Annotated in this window: 17 protein-coding genes; 3 read left to right on the forward strand and 14 right to left on the reverse strand. The window is 45.8% G+C overall.

All coding sequences use genetic code 11. From position 1 onward, the window contains the following. Positions 1 to 2: 2 nt before the first annotated feature. The 14 genes from ACXAD1_RS21370 to hprK form a co-directional block, all read right to left on the reverse strand. Positions 3 to 419 carry a nuclease-related domain-containing protein gene (locus ACXAD1_RS21370; RefSeq protein ID WP_474910915.1) on the reverse strand — a complete coding sequence of 139 codons (417 nt, stop codon included), beginning with the start codon at positions 417 to 419 and terminating at the stop codon, positions 3 to 5. Between the two features lie 243 nt (positions 420 to 662). Then, positions 663 to 1,307 (reverse strand): bifunctional phosphoribosyl-AMP cyclohydrolase/phosphoribosyl-ATP diphosphatase HisIE, encoded by a 645-nt coding sequence (gene hisIE, locus ACXAD1_RS21375; RefSeq protein ID WP_370225194.1) that lies wholly within the window; start codon positions 1,305 to 1,307, stop codon positions 663 to 665. Further along, positions 1,304 to 2,062, reverse strand: a complete 759-nt coding sequence (gene hisF / locus ACXAD1_RS21380) for an imidazole glycerol phosphate synthase subunit HisF (protein ID WP_206840175.1) — start codon at positions 2,060 to 2,062, stop codon at positions 1,304 to 1,306. The genes hisIE and hisF overlap by 4 nt, the downstream gene beginning before the upstream one ends. Next, entirely contained in the window at positions 2,056 to 2,793 is a 738-nt protein-coding gene (hisA, locus tag ACXAD1_RS21385) for a 1-(5-phosphoribosyl)-5-[(5-phosphoribosylamino)methylideneamino]imidazole-4-carboxamide isomerase (RefSeq protein ID WP_474910916.1), read from the reverse strand. Before hisA ends, hisF begins: the two co-directional genes overlap by 7 nt. Continuing rightward, positions 2,790 to 3,428, reverse strand: a complete 639-nt coding sequence (gene hisH, locus ACXAD1_RS21390) for an imidazole glycerol phosphate synthase subunit HisH (RefSeq protein ID WP_370225199.1) — start codon at positions 3,426 to 3,428, stop codon at positions 2,790 to 2,792. Before hisH ends, hisA begins: the two co-directional genes overlap by 4 nt. After that, positions 3,429 to 4,016: an imidazoleglycerol-phosphate dehydratase HisB gene (hisB, locus tag ACXAD1_RS21395; protein ID WP_206840172.1), complete on the reverse strand. Its 588-nt coding sequence runs from the start codon at positions 4,014 to 4,016 to the stop codon at positions 3,429 to 3,431. Between the two features lie 15 nt (positions 4,017 to 4,031). After that, positions 4,032 to 5,303, reverse strand: a complete 1,272-nt coding sequence (gene hisD / locus ACXAD1_RS21400) for a histidinol dehydrogenase (protein ID WP_206840171.1) — start codon at positions 5,301 to 5,303, stop codon at positions 4,032 to 4,034. Between the two features lie 160 nt (positions 5,304 to 5,463). Continuing rightward, a complete protein-coding gene (gene hisG, locus ACXAD1_RS21405) occupies positions 5,464 to 6,108 on the reverse strand; it encodes an ATP phosphoribosyltransferase (RefSeq protein WP_206840170.1) in 645 nt (214 codons plus the stop codon). After that, positions 6,105 to 7,289: an ATP phosphoribosyltransferase regulatory subunit gene (locus tag ACXAD1_RS21410; RefSeq protein WP_370225203.1), complete on the reverse strand. Its 1,185-nt coding sequence runs from the start codon at positions 7,287 to 7,289 to the stop codon at positions 6,105 to 6,107. Before ACXAD1_RS21410 ends, hisG begins: the two co-directional genes overlap by 4 nt. 271 nt (positions 7,290 to 7,560) lie before the next feature. Continuing rightward, positions 7,561 to 8,112 (reverse strand): acyltransferase, encoded by a 552-nt coding sequence (locus tag ACXAD1_RS21415; protein WP_474910917.1) that lies wholly within the window; start codon positions 8,110 to 8,112, stop codon positions 7,561 to 7,563. Continuing rightward, positions 8,109 to 8,756: a pyrophosphatase PpaX gene (ppaX, locus tag ACXAD1_RS21420; protein WP_474910918.1), complete on the reverse strand. Its 648-nt coding sequence runs from the start codon at positions 8,754 to 8,756 to the stop codon at positions 8,109 to 8,111. The genes ACXAD1_RS21415 and ppaX overlap by 4 nt, the downstream gene beginning before the upstream one ends. Beyond that, positions 8,746 to 9,693 carry a nucleoside recognition domain-containing protein gene (locus tag ACXAD1_RS21425; RefSeq protein ID WP_474910919.1) on the reverse strand — a complete coding sequence of 316 codons (948 nt, stop codon included), beginning with the start codon at positions 9,691 to 9,693 and terminating at the stop codon, positions 8,746 to 8,748. Before ACXAD1_RS21425 ends, ppaX begins: the two co-directional genes overlap by 11 nt. A 19-nt stretch (positions 9,694 to 9,712) precedes the next feature. After that, the gene (gene lgt, locus ACXAD1_RS21430) at positions 9,713 to 10,537 is read right to left on the reverse strand and encodes a prolipoprotein diacylglyceryl transferase (RefSeq protein ID WP_474910920.1); all 825 of its coding nucleotides are present in this window, start codon (positions 10,535 to 10,537) and stop codon (positions 9,713 to 9,715) included. Positions 10,538 to 10,758: 221 nt separating this feature from the next. Then, on the reverse strand, positions 10,759 to 11,694 hold the full coding sequence (hprK, locus tag ACXAD1_RS21435; RefSeq protein ID WP_009331851.1) for an HPr(Ser) kinase/phosphatase: 936 nt from the start codon (positions 11,692 to 11,694) through the stop codon (positions 10,759 to 10,761). 360 nt (positions 11,695 to 12,054) lie between these two features. Between hprK and ACXAD1_RS21440 the strand changes: the two genes are divergently transcribed. The 3 genes from ACXAD1_RS21440 to murQ all read left to right on the forward strand — a co-directional run bounded on the left by ACXAD1_RS21440 (position 12,055) and on the right by murQ (position 15,498). Then, positions 12,055 to 13,434 carry a PTS transporter subunit EIIC gene (locus ACXAD1_RS21440; RefSeq protein ID WP_206840162.1) on the forward strand — a complete coding sequence of 460 codons (1,380 nt, stop codon included), beginning with the start codon at positions 12,055 to 12,057 and terminating at the stop codon, positions 13,432 to 13,434. Positions 13,435 to 13,522: 88 nt separating this feature from the next. After that, positions 13,523 to 14,590 carry a DUF871 domain-containing protein gene (locus ACXAD1_RS21445; protein WP_206840443.1) on the forward strand — a complete coding sequence of 356 codons (1,068 nt, stop codon included), beginning with the start codon at positions 13,523 to 13,525 and terminating at the stop codon, positions 14,588 to 14,590. A 2-nt stretch (positions 14,591 to 14,592) separates the two neighbouring features. Further along, positions 14,593 to 15,498, forward strand: coding sequence for an N-acetylmuramic acid 6-phosphate etherase (gene murQ / locus ACXAD1_RS21450; RefSeq protein WP_474910921.1), 906 nt, complete (start codon positions 14,593 to 14,595; stop codon positions 15,496 to 15,498). The last annotated feature ends 114 nt before the right edge of the window (positions 15,499 to 15,612 follow it).

Raw genomic sequence — 15,612 nt, forward strand, 5'->3', positions numbered from 1 at the left:
ATTTAACCATTTTTTAACTCACGCAGCTGCTGATTTGCCTGCTCAACTGGATTTGCATAACCTTTCTCCTCTCCGGAAGAATTTGTTTGAATGAGCTGATTACAAACTGGATCAAAAAACAGAGTACCTGCATAATTTTTTATTTCAAGAATAAGTGCATATCTTGAAGTCAGAATGAGTGTATCGATTTGAAAAAAGTTTTTACCGTTCGTCAGCCGAAGTCCATGAAAAATATAAAAGTCCTTTTCTGAAAGTTTACTTAAGTGGAAATCAACAGCCTGTTCACCTCTGTAACCGGCTATTCGTCTTGCGAGATCATTTGTAATTTCAACATAGGCTTTGTTATTGTTTGGCAGCCGCCGAAGTAATGCATGATTTTTTAAGATTCTTATGGGTACGTTCCGTTTTTTTACAATCAATTTATCACTCCTTTGTTATTATCCTCTATGTAATTTCGGTTCTTAAGGCTATAAAACCTTTATTCTGAAAGAAAAAATAATATATGCGTCACTATTATGAATTATGTATTAACTAATTGGATTTTTGAATCACTTTTTATTTTTTTGCTCCACTTCGCGGTAAATATGCGTCACTTTTAAAATATATGAGTCACTCCTTGATATAACTAGATTCCTGACACTGCAAAACAAAAACCGCCCTCCCTATTCGGAGGCCGGTTCTTTTTTCGAGTCATGCCGTTTATTGAGTACTTTCAAAACTTCATTAAAAGGCAGCTCCTGCTCACGCAGCAGCACCATCAAATGATAAATCAGGTCGGCCGCTTCCCATTTCAGTTCGTCCTTATCACGGTTTTTCGCCGCGATGATGACTTCTGCGGATTCTTCGCCGACCTTCTTCAGGATTTTATCCACGCCTTTTTCAAAAAGATACGTCGTGTATGCTCCTTCAGGGCGTGTCTTTTCACGTTCTTCAATAACTTTTTCAAGAGTATAAAGGATTTCATAGCCAGATAAGCCGCCTGACTCTTTCCCGTATACTCTTTCCTCAAAGCAGCTGACTGTTCCATTGTGGCAGGCAGGTCCTGCCGGTTCAACCAGAACCACAATGGCATCCTGGTCACAGTCAAGCTTCATTTCAACAATTTTCTGTGTGTTTCCGCTTGTTGCCCCTTTGTGCCACAGTTCATTGCGGGAACGGCTGAAAAACCAGGATTCACCTGTTTCCGCCGATTTTAAAAGGGATTCGCGATTCATATAGGCTAACGTTAATACCTCTTTTGTTTTCGCATCTTGCACAATTGCAGGGATCAGTCCCTTTTCATCGAACTTTACACTTTCAATATTCATCGGACTACCACCCCTTTTTCCTTAATATAAGATTTCACTTCTGCAACAGATGTTTCTTTATAGTGAAAAATTGATGCAGCCAATGCAGCATCCGCTTTTCCGTCGATAAACGCCTCAGCAAAGTGATCGGCATTTCCGGCCCCGCCAGAAGCGATTACCGGAATCGAAACCGCTTCACTGACTGCTTTTGTCAGCTTGATATCGAAGCCCTTTTTCTCACCGTCAGAGTCCATGCTTGTCAGTAAAATTTCTCCGGCTCCGCGCTCCGCAGCTTCACGCGCCCAGGCGATAACCTCAAGATCGGTCGGTGTCCGTCCGCCATGAGTGTACACGCGCCAGGAACCGAGCTCTTCATCGTACTTAGCGTCTATCGCAACAACAATGCACTGTGATCCGAAGAAATTTGCCCCTTCTGTAATTAGATCTGGATTGTTTACGGCAGCTGTATTGAGAGAAACCTTATCAGCCCCTGCCCGCAAAATTCGTTTCATATCTTCCAGGGCGTTAATCCCGCCGCCGACTGTAAATGGAATGGCCAGCTCAGACGCAACTGCCTTCACAACCTCAACCATTGTTTTCCGTCCTTCATGAGAGGCGGAGATATCGAGGAAGACCAGCTCGTCAGCTCCCTGTCCATCATAAAACCGGGCAAGCTCAACCGGGTCTCCAGCATCACGCAGCTGCACAAATTGCACCCCTTTTACCACACGGCCGTCTTTTACATCCAGACAGGGAACGATGCGTTTCGTCAGCATGATTCCTTCACCTCTTTCAGAGCTTCCACTACGGTAAAACGGCCTTCATAAATGGCCTTTCCGACAATGGCGCCAGTAACACCTTCAGAAGCATACTCCCGCAGCTTCGCCAAATCAGCCAGCTGGCTGACACCGCCAGATGCAATGACACTTTTCCCGGTTTCCCCTGCAAGCAGACGAACAGCTTCAATATTTGGCCCCGATAGCATTCCGTCTGTTGCGATATCTGTAAAAATAAATGTTTCCGCACCTGCGTCGGCAAATCGCCTGCCTAAGTCAACTGCCTTCATTTCAGATGTTTCCAGCCAGCCATGGGTAGCCACATAGCCATTTTTTGCATCAAGCCCTAACGCTATTGCTTTGCCGTATTTACGGATCATTTCAATAGCAAACTCAGGATTGGAGACGGCGATGCTTCCAATGATTACGCGTGTTACGCCATTATCCAGGTAATGCAGGATGTCTTCTTCCGTACGGATTCCCCCGCCGATTTGGACGGAGGCGCCAAGTTCCCGGGCAGCCTGGATGACATATTGATCATTAACCCGCTTCCCATCCTTTGCCCCGTCAAGGTCTACCATATGAATCCAGTCTGCTCCTTCATCAGCAAACTTTTTGGCCATATCAAACGGAGAGTCGCCATACACCGTTTCCTTATCGTAATCCCCCTGCAGCAGCCGGACGCACTTGCCGCCTCTCATATCGATCGCCGGATAGATCGTAAAACTCATTTCACAGACATCCTTTCTTCAACCAGCTCGGTAAAATTGCGTAATAGCGCCATGCCGAGCGAACTGCTTTTTTCAGGGTGGAACTGCATGCCGAACACATTGCCCCTTCCGACAACTGCCGGCACTTCTACATCATACATACTTCTGCTGATAACAACTTCTCTATCATCTGTATCTACAAAGTAGGAGTGGACGAAATAGACATAATCTTCATCAAGGCCTTTTAAAATCGGCGAACCCTGTAAGAATTCAAGACGGTTCCAGCCCATATGCGGAACTTTATACGTTTCGCCTTCTGCTGTCGTACCGGGAAAACGCCTCACATGGCCAGGGAGAAGCTGCAGGCCTTCCGTCATGCCATTCTCTTCGCTATCTTTAAATAAAAGCTGCATGCCAAGGCAAATGCCAAGAAGCGGCTTGCCTGTATCAGCAAACTCCTTTACCAGATCTGCCAGGCCTGTAGAATTTAAGATGGCCATGGCATCTTTGAAAGAGCCGACACCCGGCAGAATCAAGGCGTCTGCTCCCAGAAGCTCGTCTTTATTTTCAGAAAGGAAATAAGGAACCTCCAACCGTTCAAGCGCTTTACTGACACTGAACAAATTCCCCATTCCGTAATCGATGATGCCGATCATTTACAACATCCCTTTCGTTGATGGAACTCCCTTAATCCTTGGGTCAATCGTTGTTGCCTCATCAAGCGCACGAGCGAGTGCTTTGAAAATGGCTTCGATAATGTGGTGTGTATTCTGTCCATAGTGAACGATGACGTGCAGGTTCATTCTCGCTTCAAGTGCAAGTTTCCAAAGAAACTCATGAACAAGCTCGGTATCAAATGTACCAACCTTTTGGCATGGGAACTCAGCACGCATCTCCAAGTGAGGGCGGTTGCTGAGGTCAACTGCAACTTGAGCCAGCGCTTCGTCCATCGGAACAAAAGCATTTCCATAGCGCTTGATGCCTTTTTTATCTCCTAAAGCATCTTTAAGTACTTGGCCAAGGCAGATGCCAATGTCCTCTGTTGTGTGGTGGTCATCTACATCCGTATCGCCATTTGCGACGATGTTCAAGTCGAATTGACCGTGCTTGGCGAACAGGTCCAGCATATGGGTCATAAAAGGCACACCTGTTTCCAGATCGCTTTTGCCTTCGCCGTCTATATTTAAAGAAAGAGTGATATTCGTTTCATTGGTTTTACGTGAAATTTCTGCAGTTCTGGCCATGATTATTCCTCCAGCTTATTTTCTTAGTCTTGTTTCAATGGATCTGGCATGGGCTTCAAGTCCTTCCAGACGCGCAAAGGCTGCAATTTTTTCGCCGTTATCCTTTAATGCTTTTTCACTGTATAAAAGAATGCTTGATTTCTTTTGAAAATCCTCCACATTAAGCGGGCTTGAAAAACGGGCCGTCCCGTTTGTCGGCAGAACGTGGTTTGGACCGGCAAAATAGTCGCCGACCGGTTCAGGGCTAAATCGTCCGAGGAAGATCGCACCCGCGTGACGAATCCGTCCGAGAAGCTCCATCGGATTTTCTGTTAAAATCTCCAGATGCTCAGGAGCGAGGCTATTCACCGTTTCGATGGCCTCATCCATGTTTTCGGCCACATAGATAGCACCATAAGTTTCGATGGACGGAGCAGCGATTTCCCGCCTCGGCAGCTCAGCCAGCTGGCGGTCCACTTCGCTTGAGACCTGTTTTGCCAGAGCAGGTGATGGTGTGACAAGGACTGCACTTGCCATTGGATCGTGTTCGGCCTGTGATAAAAGATCTGAAGCCACTTCATCCGCGTGTGCCGTATCATCTGCTAAAATGGCAATCTCACTGGGACCTGCGATCATATCAATATCAACATCCCCAAAAACTTCACGCTTCGCAAGAGCCACATAGATATTTCCGGGACCGGTAATTTTATCAACAGGTGCAATCGTTTCCGTTCCATATGCCAGCGCGGCAATTGCCTGGGCACCGCCAGCTTTATAGATTTCTTCTGCCCCTGCGATTTGGGCTGCAGCAAGGACTGCAGGAGGCAGCTTTCCAGTCTTTTTATCAGGAGGAGAGGTGATGACAATCCGTTTGACGCCCGCCACTTTTGCCGGAATCACATTCATAAGGACTGATGATGGATAGGCAGCCGTACCGCCCGGGACATACAGGCCGACTGAATCAAGCGGTGTGATCTTTTGGCCAAGCACTGTGCCGTTTTCTTCCGTTGTCATCCAGGAAGGACGCAGCTGCTTTTCATGAAAAGACCGGATGTTTTCAGCAGCTTTTTTAATGATTTCAAGGATTTTTCCATCCACTTGACTCAATGCTTCTTCTACTTCAGCCTGCGATACCTTGAAATCATCCAGGGAGATGCCATCAAATTTTTTTGTGTAATCTTTTAATGCCCGATCTCCGTTTTGGCGGACTGATTCAATAATATCTTTTACAATCGCCCGCTGTTCTTCTGTTCCGTTATCAACAGACCGTTTAATTGAAATCTGGTCATTAACTTTTAAAATTTTCATAGACCTCTACATCCTTTATCGCAGATTAACGGGCAGTAATACCCTACCTCATATTTCCAATCAAGACCTAATTAGAATCAGGCAGGGATAAACTGCCCATAAAGGCCCGATTGGTTCAACTAACCATCAGTGGAAGAACGCCACTTATGGAAGTTTCACTTTAAGTACGAATTTCTTCTCCTGCTATTACTTCCGTAAGACGTCCAACCAGATCACTTATGCGTTCATCCTTCATGCGGTAGCTGACAGGATTGACTATCAATCTTGAAGTGATGCCGACAATGGTTTCGTATTCAACGAGGCCATTCTCTTTTAGCGTACGGCCAGTTGATACGATATCGACGATCCGGTCGGCCAGCCCGATCATCGGCGCCAGCTCTATGGAGCCGTTCAATTTAATGATCTCCACCTGCTCCCCCTGCTCTCGGAAATAAGCTGCCGCAATCTGCGGATACTTTGTTGCAATTTTAGGAGCAACATCATTCAGCCTTGTATTTGGCAGTCCTGCAACCGCAAGATAGCAGGCACTGATTTTCAAATCAAGAAGCTCGTAAACATCTCGCTCTTCTTCAAGCATTACGTCTTTCCCGGCAATCCCAAGGTCTGCTACCCCATGCTCTACATAGGTTGGCACATCCATCGGCTTGGCGAGGATAAAGCGGAAATTCTCTTCCGGCACATCTATAATCAATTTTCGAGAATCATCAAATTCCGGCGGCAATTGAAAGCCTGCCTGGCGGAGCAATTCAGCCGCTTCTTCAAAAATGCGCCCCTTTGGCATCGCAATCGTTAAAACATCACTCATTTTATGCTCTCCTTTCCAGCTTTTCCGACTAAAAAGGTAATATCCTCGTATTGGCTGGTGCAGGCATCGATATCCTTGACACCGCTAATATCCTGCAGGACCACTTTCTTTCCGGCAGAACGTTCTTCTTTCGCAAAATCGAATGCCTCTTTGCGGCGTTCCGGACTGTATAAAATGCAGTACACAGGTTCTGCTGCATTGCTGTCTTCAAGCGCCTCGAGCAAGCGGTCCATTCTGATGGCAAAGCCGGTTGCTCCCGTATCTTTTCCGAACTTTTGGAGGAGCAGATCATAGCGGCCGCCATTTCCGATCGGGAAACCAACATTTCCTGCATATACTTCAAAAAGAATTCCTGTGTAGTAGCTCATATGGCTGACGAGTGTTAAATCAAATTTAACTGTGCCTTCCTGGCCGTAGTCCTGCATAATGCCCCAAAGCTGTTCGAGCTCGGATAAGGCTTTTTTTCCTGTGCCGTTTTCCAGAAGCCCATAAGCAATCTCAATGACTTCTTCCCCGCCTCTTAATTTAAGAAAATCAAGAAGCCTTTGTTTATCAATGGATGAAAGAGCCAGGCTCTTTACATGTTCCCTGTATCCTACATAATTCTTCTCATATAAAAATCTTGTCAGGTTTTCCACTCTTTCTTCTGTTCCTAAAATTTGCTGGAAGAAGTCCCGGACAAAACCGATGTGGCCGGCGGAAAGCTGGAAGTTCTGAAGCCCAGCTTCTTTCAAAGCAGAGATCATCATCGCCATCCCTTCTCCATCCGCACTGATCGTATGGTCGCCAATGCATTCAACACCGATCTGCTCAAACTCAGCCGGCCTGCCGCCCTCCCGCTGCTGGGCGCGGTATACATTGGCAGAATAGGCAAGCCTGATCGGCAGCTCGTCTTTTAATAGACGGGATGCTGCCACCCTTGCGATCGGTGCAGTCATATCCGGACGCAGCACAAGGGTATGGCCCTGCTGATCAAGCAGCTTGAACAGCTGCTGATCAAGTATTGCTGATGCCGCTCCAACTGTTTCGTAATATTCAAGTGCAGGCGTTTCGATAAACTGATAGCCCCAGCGTTTCATTTCCCCCTGGATGGATGACCGGACTGCTGCCTTTCTTTCATATAAATCCGGTAATGTATCTCTCATGCCTAACGGCTTTTCAAACATAAATAATCGGCTCAAGCGTATTCACCTCTATGACTTAAAAATTCCGAATCCTTTAGTTCGCTAATATGGTAGCAAATTGAAGTTATATGTAGTTTAACGCGCAAACTCCATGCCGTCAACCAAAAGGAGCAGAAAAATAAAAAAGACTCCCTTTTTTAAAAAAGGAGCTTTCTTATAGTTTGTACTTTTTTGGAAAGGTTATTTAAGTTAAGACTTACATCTAAAAATATCTGCATCTTTTGTAATCTATCCAACATCTCACACAATAATAAAAAACCCCGCCAGCCTAAGCTAGCGGAGTCTTCTCTTTATTACCACCATATATCGGATCATCCGCCCAGCGTGCGGCAAGTTCTTCCTTTGTATAGATGACACGCATCGGGTTTCCGCCAACAAAAGCGCCAGATGGGACATCTTTATGAACAAGCGTTCCAGCTGAAACAACCGCACCATCTCCGATCGTGACGCCGGGAAGAATGGTTGAATTGGCGCCAATCATGACTTCGCTGCCAATTTCAACCCTGCCGAGGCGATATTCCTTAATCAAATATTCATGGGCGAGAATCGTCGTGTTATATCCGATGACCGAGTTGCGGCCGACACTGATTTTTTCCGGGAACATGACATCCAGCATAACCATGAGTGCGAATGATGTCTGATCCCCTACCTTCATTCTCAGGAAATTACGATAGAGCCAATTTTTCATGCCCAGAAATGGCGTATAGCGCGCAAGCTGGATCACAATAAAGTTTTTGACCACCTTTAAGAACGGAACCGTTTTATACACATGCCAGAGAGAATTGCCTCCCTCTACCGGAAAACGCTCCGTTTTTCTCATTGGTTTTCTGCCTCAAGAATATCGAGCAGGTCAGCCATATTGCCCAGCATATAATCCGGTTCAAAGCGCTCGAGGAAATCACGGCCTTTCGCTGTCCAGGCAACACCAGCCGTTTTCGTGCCGGCGTTTTTTCCTCCATCGATATCGTGCGAATTATCGCCGACCATAATTGCTTCTTCAGGCTTCGCATCCAGCAGGCTCAATGCCTTCAGGATTGGCTCCGGATCGGGCTTTGGCTTATCCACATGGTCGAGCGTAACAACCACGTCGAAAAACTGGTCAAGATTTGTCAGCTTTAGGCCCTTTTCAACTACATTGGAAACTTTCGTCGTAACAATGCCCAGTTTATATCCCGACTCTTTTAATGTCCGAATCGTTTCAAACACACCGGCAAATTCCTTTACAAGCACGTCGTGGTTCTTAATATTGTACTCCCGGTAAACCGAGATCATCTCCTCCACTTTTTCCGGGTTGATGGACTCGAAAGTTTCATGCAGGGTCGGCCCCATGAACGGGAGAACATCTTCCCGCTGATAGCGGTCAGGATAATATTTTCCCAGCGTATGCAAAAACGAGGAAATAATCAATTCATTTGTGTCAATCAATGTTCCATCTAAGTCAAATAATAGTGTGTTAATGCTCATATGTTGCTTCCTTTCTTTTTGCCAGATCAGCACGCTTCCAGATCGATGCCACTGCTAACGTCAGAATAATTGCCACTCCCAGGCGGATCAGCAGAAGCGGTAATACCGGAATGCCAAGCGGCACAAAAATCAAAGTATCTTCAACGACGGCATGGCAGGCAACGAGGAAAATAAATGCGATCGTTACATCTCGTTTGCTGACGCCATCTTCCTCTACTGCCTGAATCATGACGCCCGCCCCATATGCAAGGCCAATCAGCAAACCGGCTGCAAGAGTGGTAGACGTATTTTCTTTCATTCCAAGTGCCCTGGTCACAGGCGCCATCCATTTTGAAAAAACAGCAAGCCATTGCTTATCTTTTAAGATTTGAATAATAATCATCAGCGGTATGACGATGATGGCAAGCTGGAGAATACCGAGCAATGCAGTCTGCAGTGCATCCATCAGGATTGGCATTGCACCTGATACCTGTTCTTCTTTTGCCGGAATAAATCCGTACTTAGCCGTTTCGGATCCTCCCTGCCAAACAAGGTTTATGACAATTGCGCTTAAAAGCGCCAGTCCGATGCGAACTGCCAGAACGACCCAAAGCTTAACGCCGACCTTCAATGCCACTCCTGTTTCAATCAGCATATTATGTGAAAAAGACAGCATGACGGCAATAATAAATACTTCTTTTACCGAGAGATCGAGTGTTAAAATGGCTCCAATCCCCGCATACAAATTCAAGAAGTTCCCCAATACAAGCGGTATGGCTGCATCTCCTGACAGCCCAATCAGATTCATAAGGGGCGTGATCAGCCTGATGACCCATGGAAGCACTGGCGTATGCTGCAGCAGTGCCACAATCAGCGTGACCGGAAATATGACTTTCCCCAGTGTCCATGTTGTCTTTAAGCCGGCCATCAGCCCCCGTTTGCAAGATTCAACCAGCATCTCTATTCTCCCCTGTCCGTTATTTCCCCTCGGCTTTATCCAAATAACGAGCTTTGGCAAGACCCTCTGCTCTTCTATAAAAAATCAGGACTAGCGCCCCAATAATAAGAACGATAGATATCGTCTGGGCAATCCTTAAAGTCTCAGTAAGCATGAGGCTGTCGGTCCGCAGCCCTTCTACGAAGAAACGGCCGATCGAATACCAGATTACATACGAGAGGAATAGCTCCCCGCGCCTTAAGTTTGCTCTTCTTAATAAGATAAGAATGATAAATCCAATGATATTCCAAATTGATTCATATAAAAACGTCGGATGATAATAGGCTCCGTTAATATACATCTGGTTAATGATAAATTCAGGCAAATGCATATTTTCAAGGAATGCCCGGCTGACTTCCCTGCCATGGGCCTCCTGGTTCATGAAGTTGCCCCAGCGCCCGATTGCCTGCCCTAAAATGATGCTTGGGGCAGCTATATCGGCCAGCTTCCAGAACGATATCTTCTTTTTCTTTGCAAAAACATAAGCTGTGATGACAGAACCAATCAAGGCTCCATGAATGGCAATTCCGCCATTCCATATTTTGATGATTTCACCCGGATTCTGTGAGTAAAAATCCCATTGAAAAATAACGTAATAGATTCTTGCAGAAATTATCGCAATGGGAATAGCCCACAGCATTAAGTCGGCAAAGGTATCTTTAGGGAGTCCCCTTCTCTCCCCTTCTCTCATTGCGATTATGAGAGCCAGTGCAATGCCAACACCGATAATCAGGCCATACCAGTGGACCTGAATCGGCCCAAGGGAAATGGCAATTGGATCTAACGGCTGAATATTGTTTTCCATGATCACTTCTCCTTCTCATCGAAAAGCGCAAGGCGCCCGCTTAAGTTATCTAAGTTCAATGGTATAAATTCTATTATGGCAGGAAAAGCGCACACACCTCTGGGCTGGTCTTTTGCCACAGGCGCTAATGCCAGACATTTTCCTAATATTCTTCTAATTAAGCTATGCGTGAGGTTTATCAGGTTTCAATCAAACGTTTGATTGAACGTGTTTTGCCCTCTTTAACGATCATCATGGTCTCCATCCTCAATCACATCCGACAGGCGGTTCGTGAACTGTTCCGCTGCATTCATGCCCATTCTCTTTAAACGGAAGTTCATGGCAGCCACTTCAATGATGACAGCAAGGTTTCGTCCGGGTCTTACCGGAATGGTCAGCTTTGTCACTTCTGTATCGATGATTTTCATCTTTTCTTCATCAAGCCCAAGACGGTCATACTGCTTTTTCGGATCCCAAAGCTCCAAATTCATGACCACAGAGATTTTCTTATAGCTGCGGACAGCTCCAGCACCAAAAAGGGTCATGACATTGATAATGCCGAGGCCGCGGATTTCAAGCAGATGTTCGATCAATTCCGGTGAGTTTCCGACCAGATAATCTTCATCTTCCTGTCTGATCTCCACGCAGTCATCTGCAACAAGGCGGTGACCCCGCTTAACAAGCTCAAGCGCCGTCTCGCTCTTACCAACTCCGCTTTTTCCAGTTATCAATACCCCCACCCCATAAATATCGACAAGGACGCCATGAACTGCCGTGGTTGGAGCAAGCTTGCTTTCCAAAAAGTTGGTCAGCAAGCTGGAAAAACGGGTCGTTTTCTGCTTGGAGCGGAGCAGCGGAACCGATTCCCTCTCTGCCGCTTCAATCAGTTCGTCAGGTATATCCAGTCCTCTCGTGACGATTATGCCGGGTGTAATATCTGTACAGAGCCGTTCAAGCCGGATCTCCCGCTCGGAGTTATTTAACTTTTCAACGAAAGACAGCTCGGTTTTTCCGACCAATTGAATACGTTCAGCCGGATAGTAATCAAAATAACCAGCCATCTCCAGGCCTGGACGGGAAATATCACTCGTCGTAATCGGCCGGTTAATGCCTTCCTCTCCGGCAATCAATTCGAGCCCAAATTTTTCTATAATATCTTTTGTGCGCACTTTTACCAAAATAGGTTCCTCCTTTAATGCTGGCACTTCTGGATGATCTCTTTATATGTAACTTATAATTTCAAAAAAAATTCACTCTGAAGTTTCACTCTATTTTAGCACTTTTTAACGCAGAACCAAATTTCTGAAAACGATTTTTACAAAATTAACACTAGGCCCATATGCTTAATCCTTCTCAATAGGGACAATTTCCAGGGATATTCTGCGTATAAATATGATGATATGCTTTTTGTAAAAATATTCAGATGGTATAGACAACTATACTAAACCTTGGTAATATGATTATGTAAGCGAATTCATTTACATTTTTTAGCCTTTATTACGTTCATTTATTTTTTAAAAAAAAAGGGGGAAAAACTCATGCGTAAAGAAGAACGCTTGGCGAAAGAGATTACGGAGCAGTTGGGCGGCACCGGCAATATCGCGGAACTGGCCTCCTGCATGACCCGCCTTCGCGTGAAGCCGGTCGATGAGAGTAAAGTCAACCTGAATGGCATCAAGGATATTGATGGCGTTATGGGTGTGGTGGAAGCAGAAACACTCCAGATCATCCTCGGACCTGGGATTGTCACCAAAGTAGCTGACGAAGTTTCCAGGATGACAGGCAAAAATGTTTCATCCGTTGATGATGACGAAGAGATTGACACATCATTGGAAGGACTGGCAGCCCGGACAAAAGCGGGACTCAATGAGAAAAACGCTACTCCTTTCAAGTTATTTTTAAGAAAGATTGCCAGTATCTTTATCCCGCTGATTCCAGCTATCGTTGCTTCAGGTTTGATTGCAGGGATCAATAATGTAATCATCAAATCAGGCGGAGATCCGGAATCCACGCTCGTTCAAATGCTTGATCTGATTGGATGGGGTTTATTCGGTTACCTGGGCGTGTTTGTAGGTATTAACACAGCGAAGGAGTTTGGAGGGTCTCCTGCTCTGGGCGGTGCGGCTGGTATTCTATTAATCAACCCAGGCCTTGCCAATATAACTCTCTTCGGTGAAGCGCTGGTGCCAGGCCGTGGCGGCTTGATTGGAGTCATGCTCGCTGCTGCGCTAGTGGCCTTTTTGGAAAAAAGAATCCGCAAAGTCGTTCCATCAGCAATTGATATCATCGTAACACCAACATTGGCATTATTAATAACAGGCTTTGCGACATTCTTTGTTCTGCAGCCTGTTGGCGGATTCCTTTCTGACATTATCACAAAAGGTCTCCTTGGCGTTCTGGATGTTGGCGGCATCCTGGCAGGCCTTGTACTTGCCGGAACCTTCCTTCCGCTTGTAGTAACTGGGCTGCATCAAGGGTTAACTCCAGTTCATATGGAATTGATTAACTCAATCGGCGACGATCCGCTCCTGCCAATCCTGGCAATGGGTGGTGCCGGCCAGGTAGGTGCGGCATTCGCCATCTACTTCAAAACAAAAAATGCCCGTCTGAAGAAAGTGATCAAAGGCGGACTTCCGGTTGGAATGCTCGGTATTGGCGAACCGCTTATTTTTGGGGTTACCCTGCCGCTGGGACGTCCTTTCTTAACAGCATGTCTGGGAGCTGCTGTAGGCGGTGCTTTCCAGGCGTTCTTCAAGATTGCTACAGTAGCCATCGGGGTTTCCGGCATACCGCTTGCCTTCCTCGTTCACACAAATCAAATCGTACTGTATCTGATCGGCCTATTAATTGCCTATGCATTTGGATTCCTGTTCACATGGCTGTTCGGATTCAAAGAGGAAATGGCTAAGAATATATAATAAAACAAGGAGAAGGAGGAGCCATTCCTCCTTCTTTACTTATGAAATTACATTTTTTTAAAAATTCAGACTTATAGAGGTGACCATGATGCTTGGAATATCAGTTTATCTATCAGAAGAGCGCCAGCTTCAAAATGAAAAATGGATTGAACGTGCAGCTTCTCACGGCCTCACATCCATCTTCACTTCCCTCCATATTCCCGAAGATGACCACAGCACTTATAAACATTTGCTTCAGAGCCTCGGTGCTCTTGCAAAGCACCATCAAATGGAACTCCTCGCCGACGTTTCCCCTCAATCATTGGACCATCTGGGGCTGGACTGGGAATCGCTCGATACTCTTCTCGAATGGGGTCTCTCCGGAATACGGGCAGACTACGGCTTTACTTCTGAGCAGATTGTTGAACTCTCCAAAAAAATGAAGCTTGGAATCAATGCGAGTACTATCTCTGCTGAGGAACTGCGGGAGTGGATGGAGCTGGGCTTAAACGCCCATAATGTTGAAGCCTGGCATAATTTTTATCCGCGGCCTGAAACGGGTTTGGATAAGGACTTTTTTATAGAGAGAAATCGGTTCCTAAAAAGTATGGGGATAACCACCATGGCGTTTGTGCCTGGTGACGCTGAACTTCGCGGGCCTATTTTTGCCGGGCTTCCCACTCTTGAAAAACACCGTGTCTGTTCACCCGCTGCGGCGGCGGCTGAATTGATGAACAGCTGCTATACTGACAAGGTGCTGATCGGTGACCACTCAGTAAAAGACGGGACTCTTGCACAACTGAAAAAAATTGCTGAAGGTGTTTTGCCTCTCCGAATCGAGCTGATTGGCGGACAAATCTATGAGGAGCTTTTTAACAAACCCCATACAAATCGGATGGATCCTGCCCGGGATGCTGTAAGGTCAGTTGAATCAAGGTCATATGCTGGGCAGGGATCAAAGACATGGGAACCTATGAACCAGCTGGAACGTAAAAAAGGCAGTGTCATAATTGATAATAGCCTATACGGCCGCTACGCAGGCGAGATGCAAATTACCTTAGCAGATCTGCCCCGGGATGAACGCGTGAATGTGATCGCAAGAGTTATTGATGAGGATCTGCCGCTTCTTGATCAGATTAAGGCAGGAACTAAATTTCAATTAATAGTGAGGGATTAACAATGAATATTACAAAGCTAAATACCGAACAGCGAAACCCAAAAACAATGAAAATAGATTTAATGACAACCGAAGAAATTATTACAATTATAAACCAGGAAGATACGATTGTTCCTAATGCCATTGCAAGAGAAATCCCTCACATTGTAAACGTGGTGGATGAAATTACGGATAGTTTTAAAAAAGGAGGCCGCTTGATTTACGTTGGAGCCGGCACGTCAGGACGTCTTGGCATTATCGATGCTTCAGAATGTCCGCCAACGTATGGAACGGACCCGGAAATGGTTGTCGGCATTATCGCCGGCGGCAAAGAAGCCATGACGGAAGCAGTTGAAGGCGCCGAGGATGACAGCGAACAGGGACGTCAGGATGTCGCAGATATTCAATTATCGGACAAGGATGTGCTTGTCGGCATTGCAGCGAGCGGCCGTACGCCTTATACGATCGGAGCTCTTCAATATGGAAATGAAGTCGGTGCTGTTACTGTTGCTGTTGCCTGCACCAAAGACTCCGAAATGGGAAGAATCTCTAAATATACGATAGCACCTATCACAGGTCCTGAAGTGGTTACAGGCTCTACAAGAATGAAAGCAGGCACCGCACAAAAGCTCGTCCTGAACATGTTAACAACAGCTGCCATGATCAAACTCGGAAAAGTGTACGGCAATCTGATGGTGGATGTGCAAATGACAAATGAGAAGCTGTTTAAACGTGCTGAAAATATCGTTAAAATGGCAACAGGTGCATCTGATGCAGAAGCCCATGCTGCTCTCAAAGAACAAAACCATAATACAAAGGCTGCGATTCTTCAAATTTTAACAGGATTAAAAGGTGAAGCAGCTGCCAGGCTTCTGAAAAAGCATAATGGCTACTTACGCGAAGCCATTGCGGAATATCATACTAAATAAACAGATATATATTGTATGAATTTACCTTCAAATTCAAAATAATAGGATAGAAAGCGTCCAGCCGCTTTCTATCCTCTTTTAGTTGTATAGACCAAAACACCATATTGAGCTAAT

Source organism: Cytobacillus sp. ABV4_503 (genome assembly GCF_056158445.1).

Excerpts from the sequence above, each read along its gene's own strand:
- ACXAD1_RS21445 (WP_206840443.1), top strand. The coding sequence starts at position 13,523 with ATGCTTGGAATATCAGTTTATCTATCAGAAGAGCGCCAGCTTCAAAAT.
- hisA (WP_474910916.1), bottom strand. The coding sequence starts at position 2,793 with ATGAGTTTTACGATCTATCCGGCGATCGATATGAGAGGCGGCAAGTGC.
- ACXAD1_RS21440 (WP_206840162.1), top strand. The coding sequence starts at position 12,055 with ATGCGTAAAGAAGAACGCTTGGCGAAAGAGATTACGGAGCAGTTGGGC.
- lgt (WP_474910920.1), bottom strand. The coding sequence starts at position 10,537 with ATGGAAAACAATATTCAGCCGTTAGATCCAATTGCCATTTCCCTTGGG.
- ACXAD1_RS21425 (WP_474910919.1), bottom strand. The coding sequence starts at position 9,693 with ATGCTGGTTGAATCTTGCAAACGGGGGCTGATGGCCGGCTTAAAGACA.
- hisB (WP_206840172.1), bottom strand. The coding sequence starts at position 4,016 with ATGGCCAGAACTGCAGAAATTTCACGTAAAACCAATGAAACGAATATC.
- hisG (WP_206840170.1), bottom strand. The coding sequence starts at position 6,108 with ATGAGTGATGTTTTAACGATTGCGATGCCAAAGGGGCGCATTTTTGAA.
- murQ (WP_474910921.1), top strand. The coding sequence starts at position 14,593 with ATGAATATTACAAAGCTAAATACCGAACAGCGAAACCCAAAAACAATG.
- hisIE (WP_370225194.1), bottom strand. The coding sequence starts at position 1,307 with ATGAATATTGAAAGTGTAAAGTTCGATGAAAAGGGACTGATCCCTGCA.
- hisH (WP_370225199.1), bottom strand. The coding sequence starts at position 3,428 with ATGATCGGCATCATCGATTACGGAATGGGGAATTTGTTCAGTGTCAGT.
- ACXAD1_RS21415 (WP_474910917.1), bottom strand. The coding sequence starts at position 8,112 with ATGAGAAAAACGGAGCGTTTTCCGGTAGAGGGAGGCAATTCTCTCTGG.
- ppaX (WP_474910918.1), bottom strand. The coding sequence starts at position 8,756 with ATGAGCATTAACACACTATTATTTGACTTAGATGGAACATTGATTGAC.
- hisD (WP_206840171.1), bottom strand. The coding sequence starts at position 5,303 with ATGAAAATTTTAAAAGTTAATGACCAGATTTCAATTAAACGGTCTGTT.
- hisF (WP_206840175.1), bottom strand. The coding sequence starts at position 2,062 with ATGCTGACGAAACGCATCGTTCCCTGTCTGGATGTAAAAGACGGCCGT.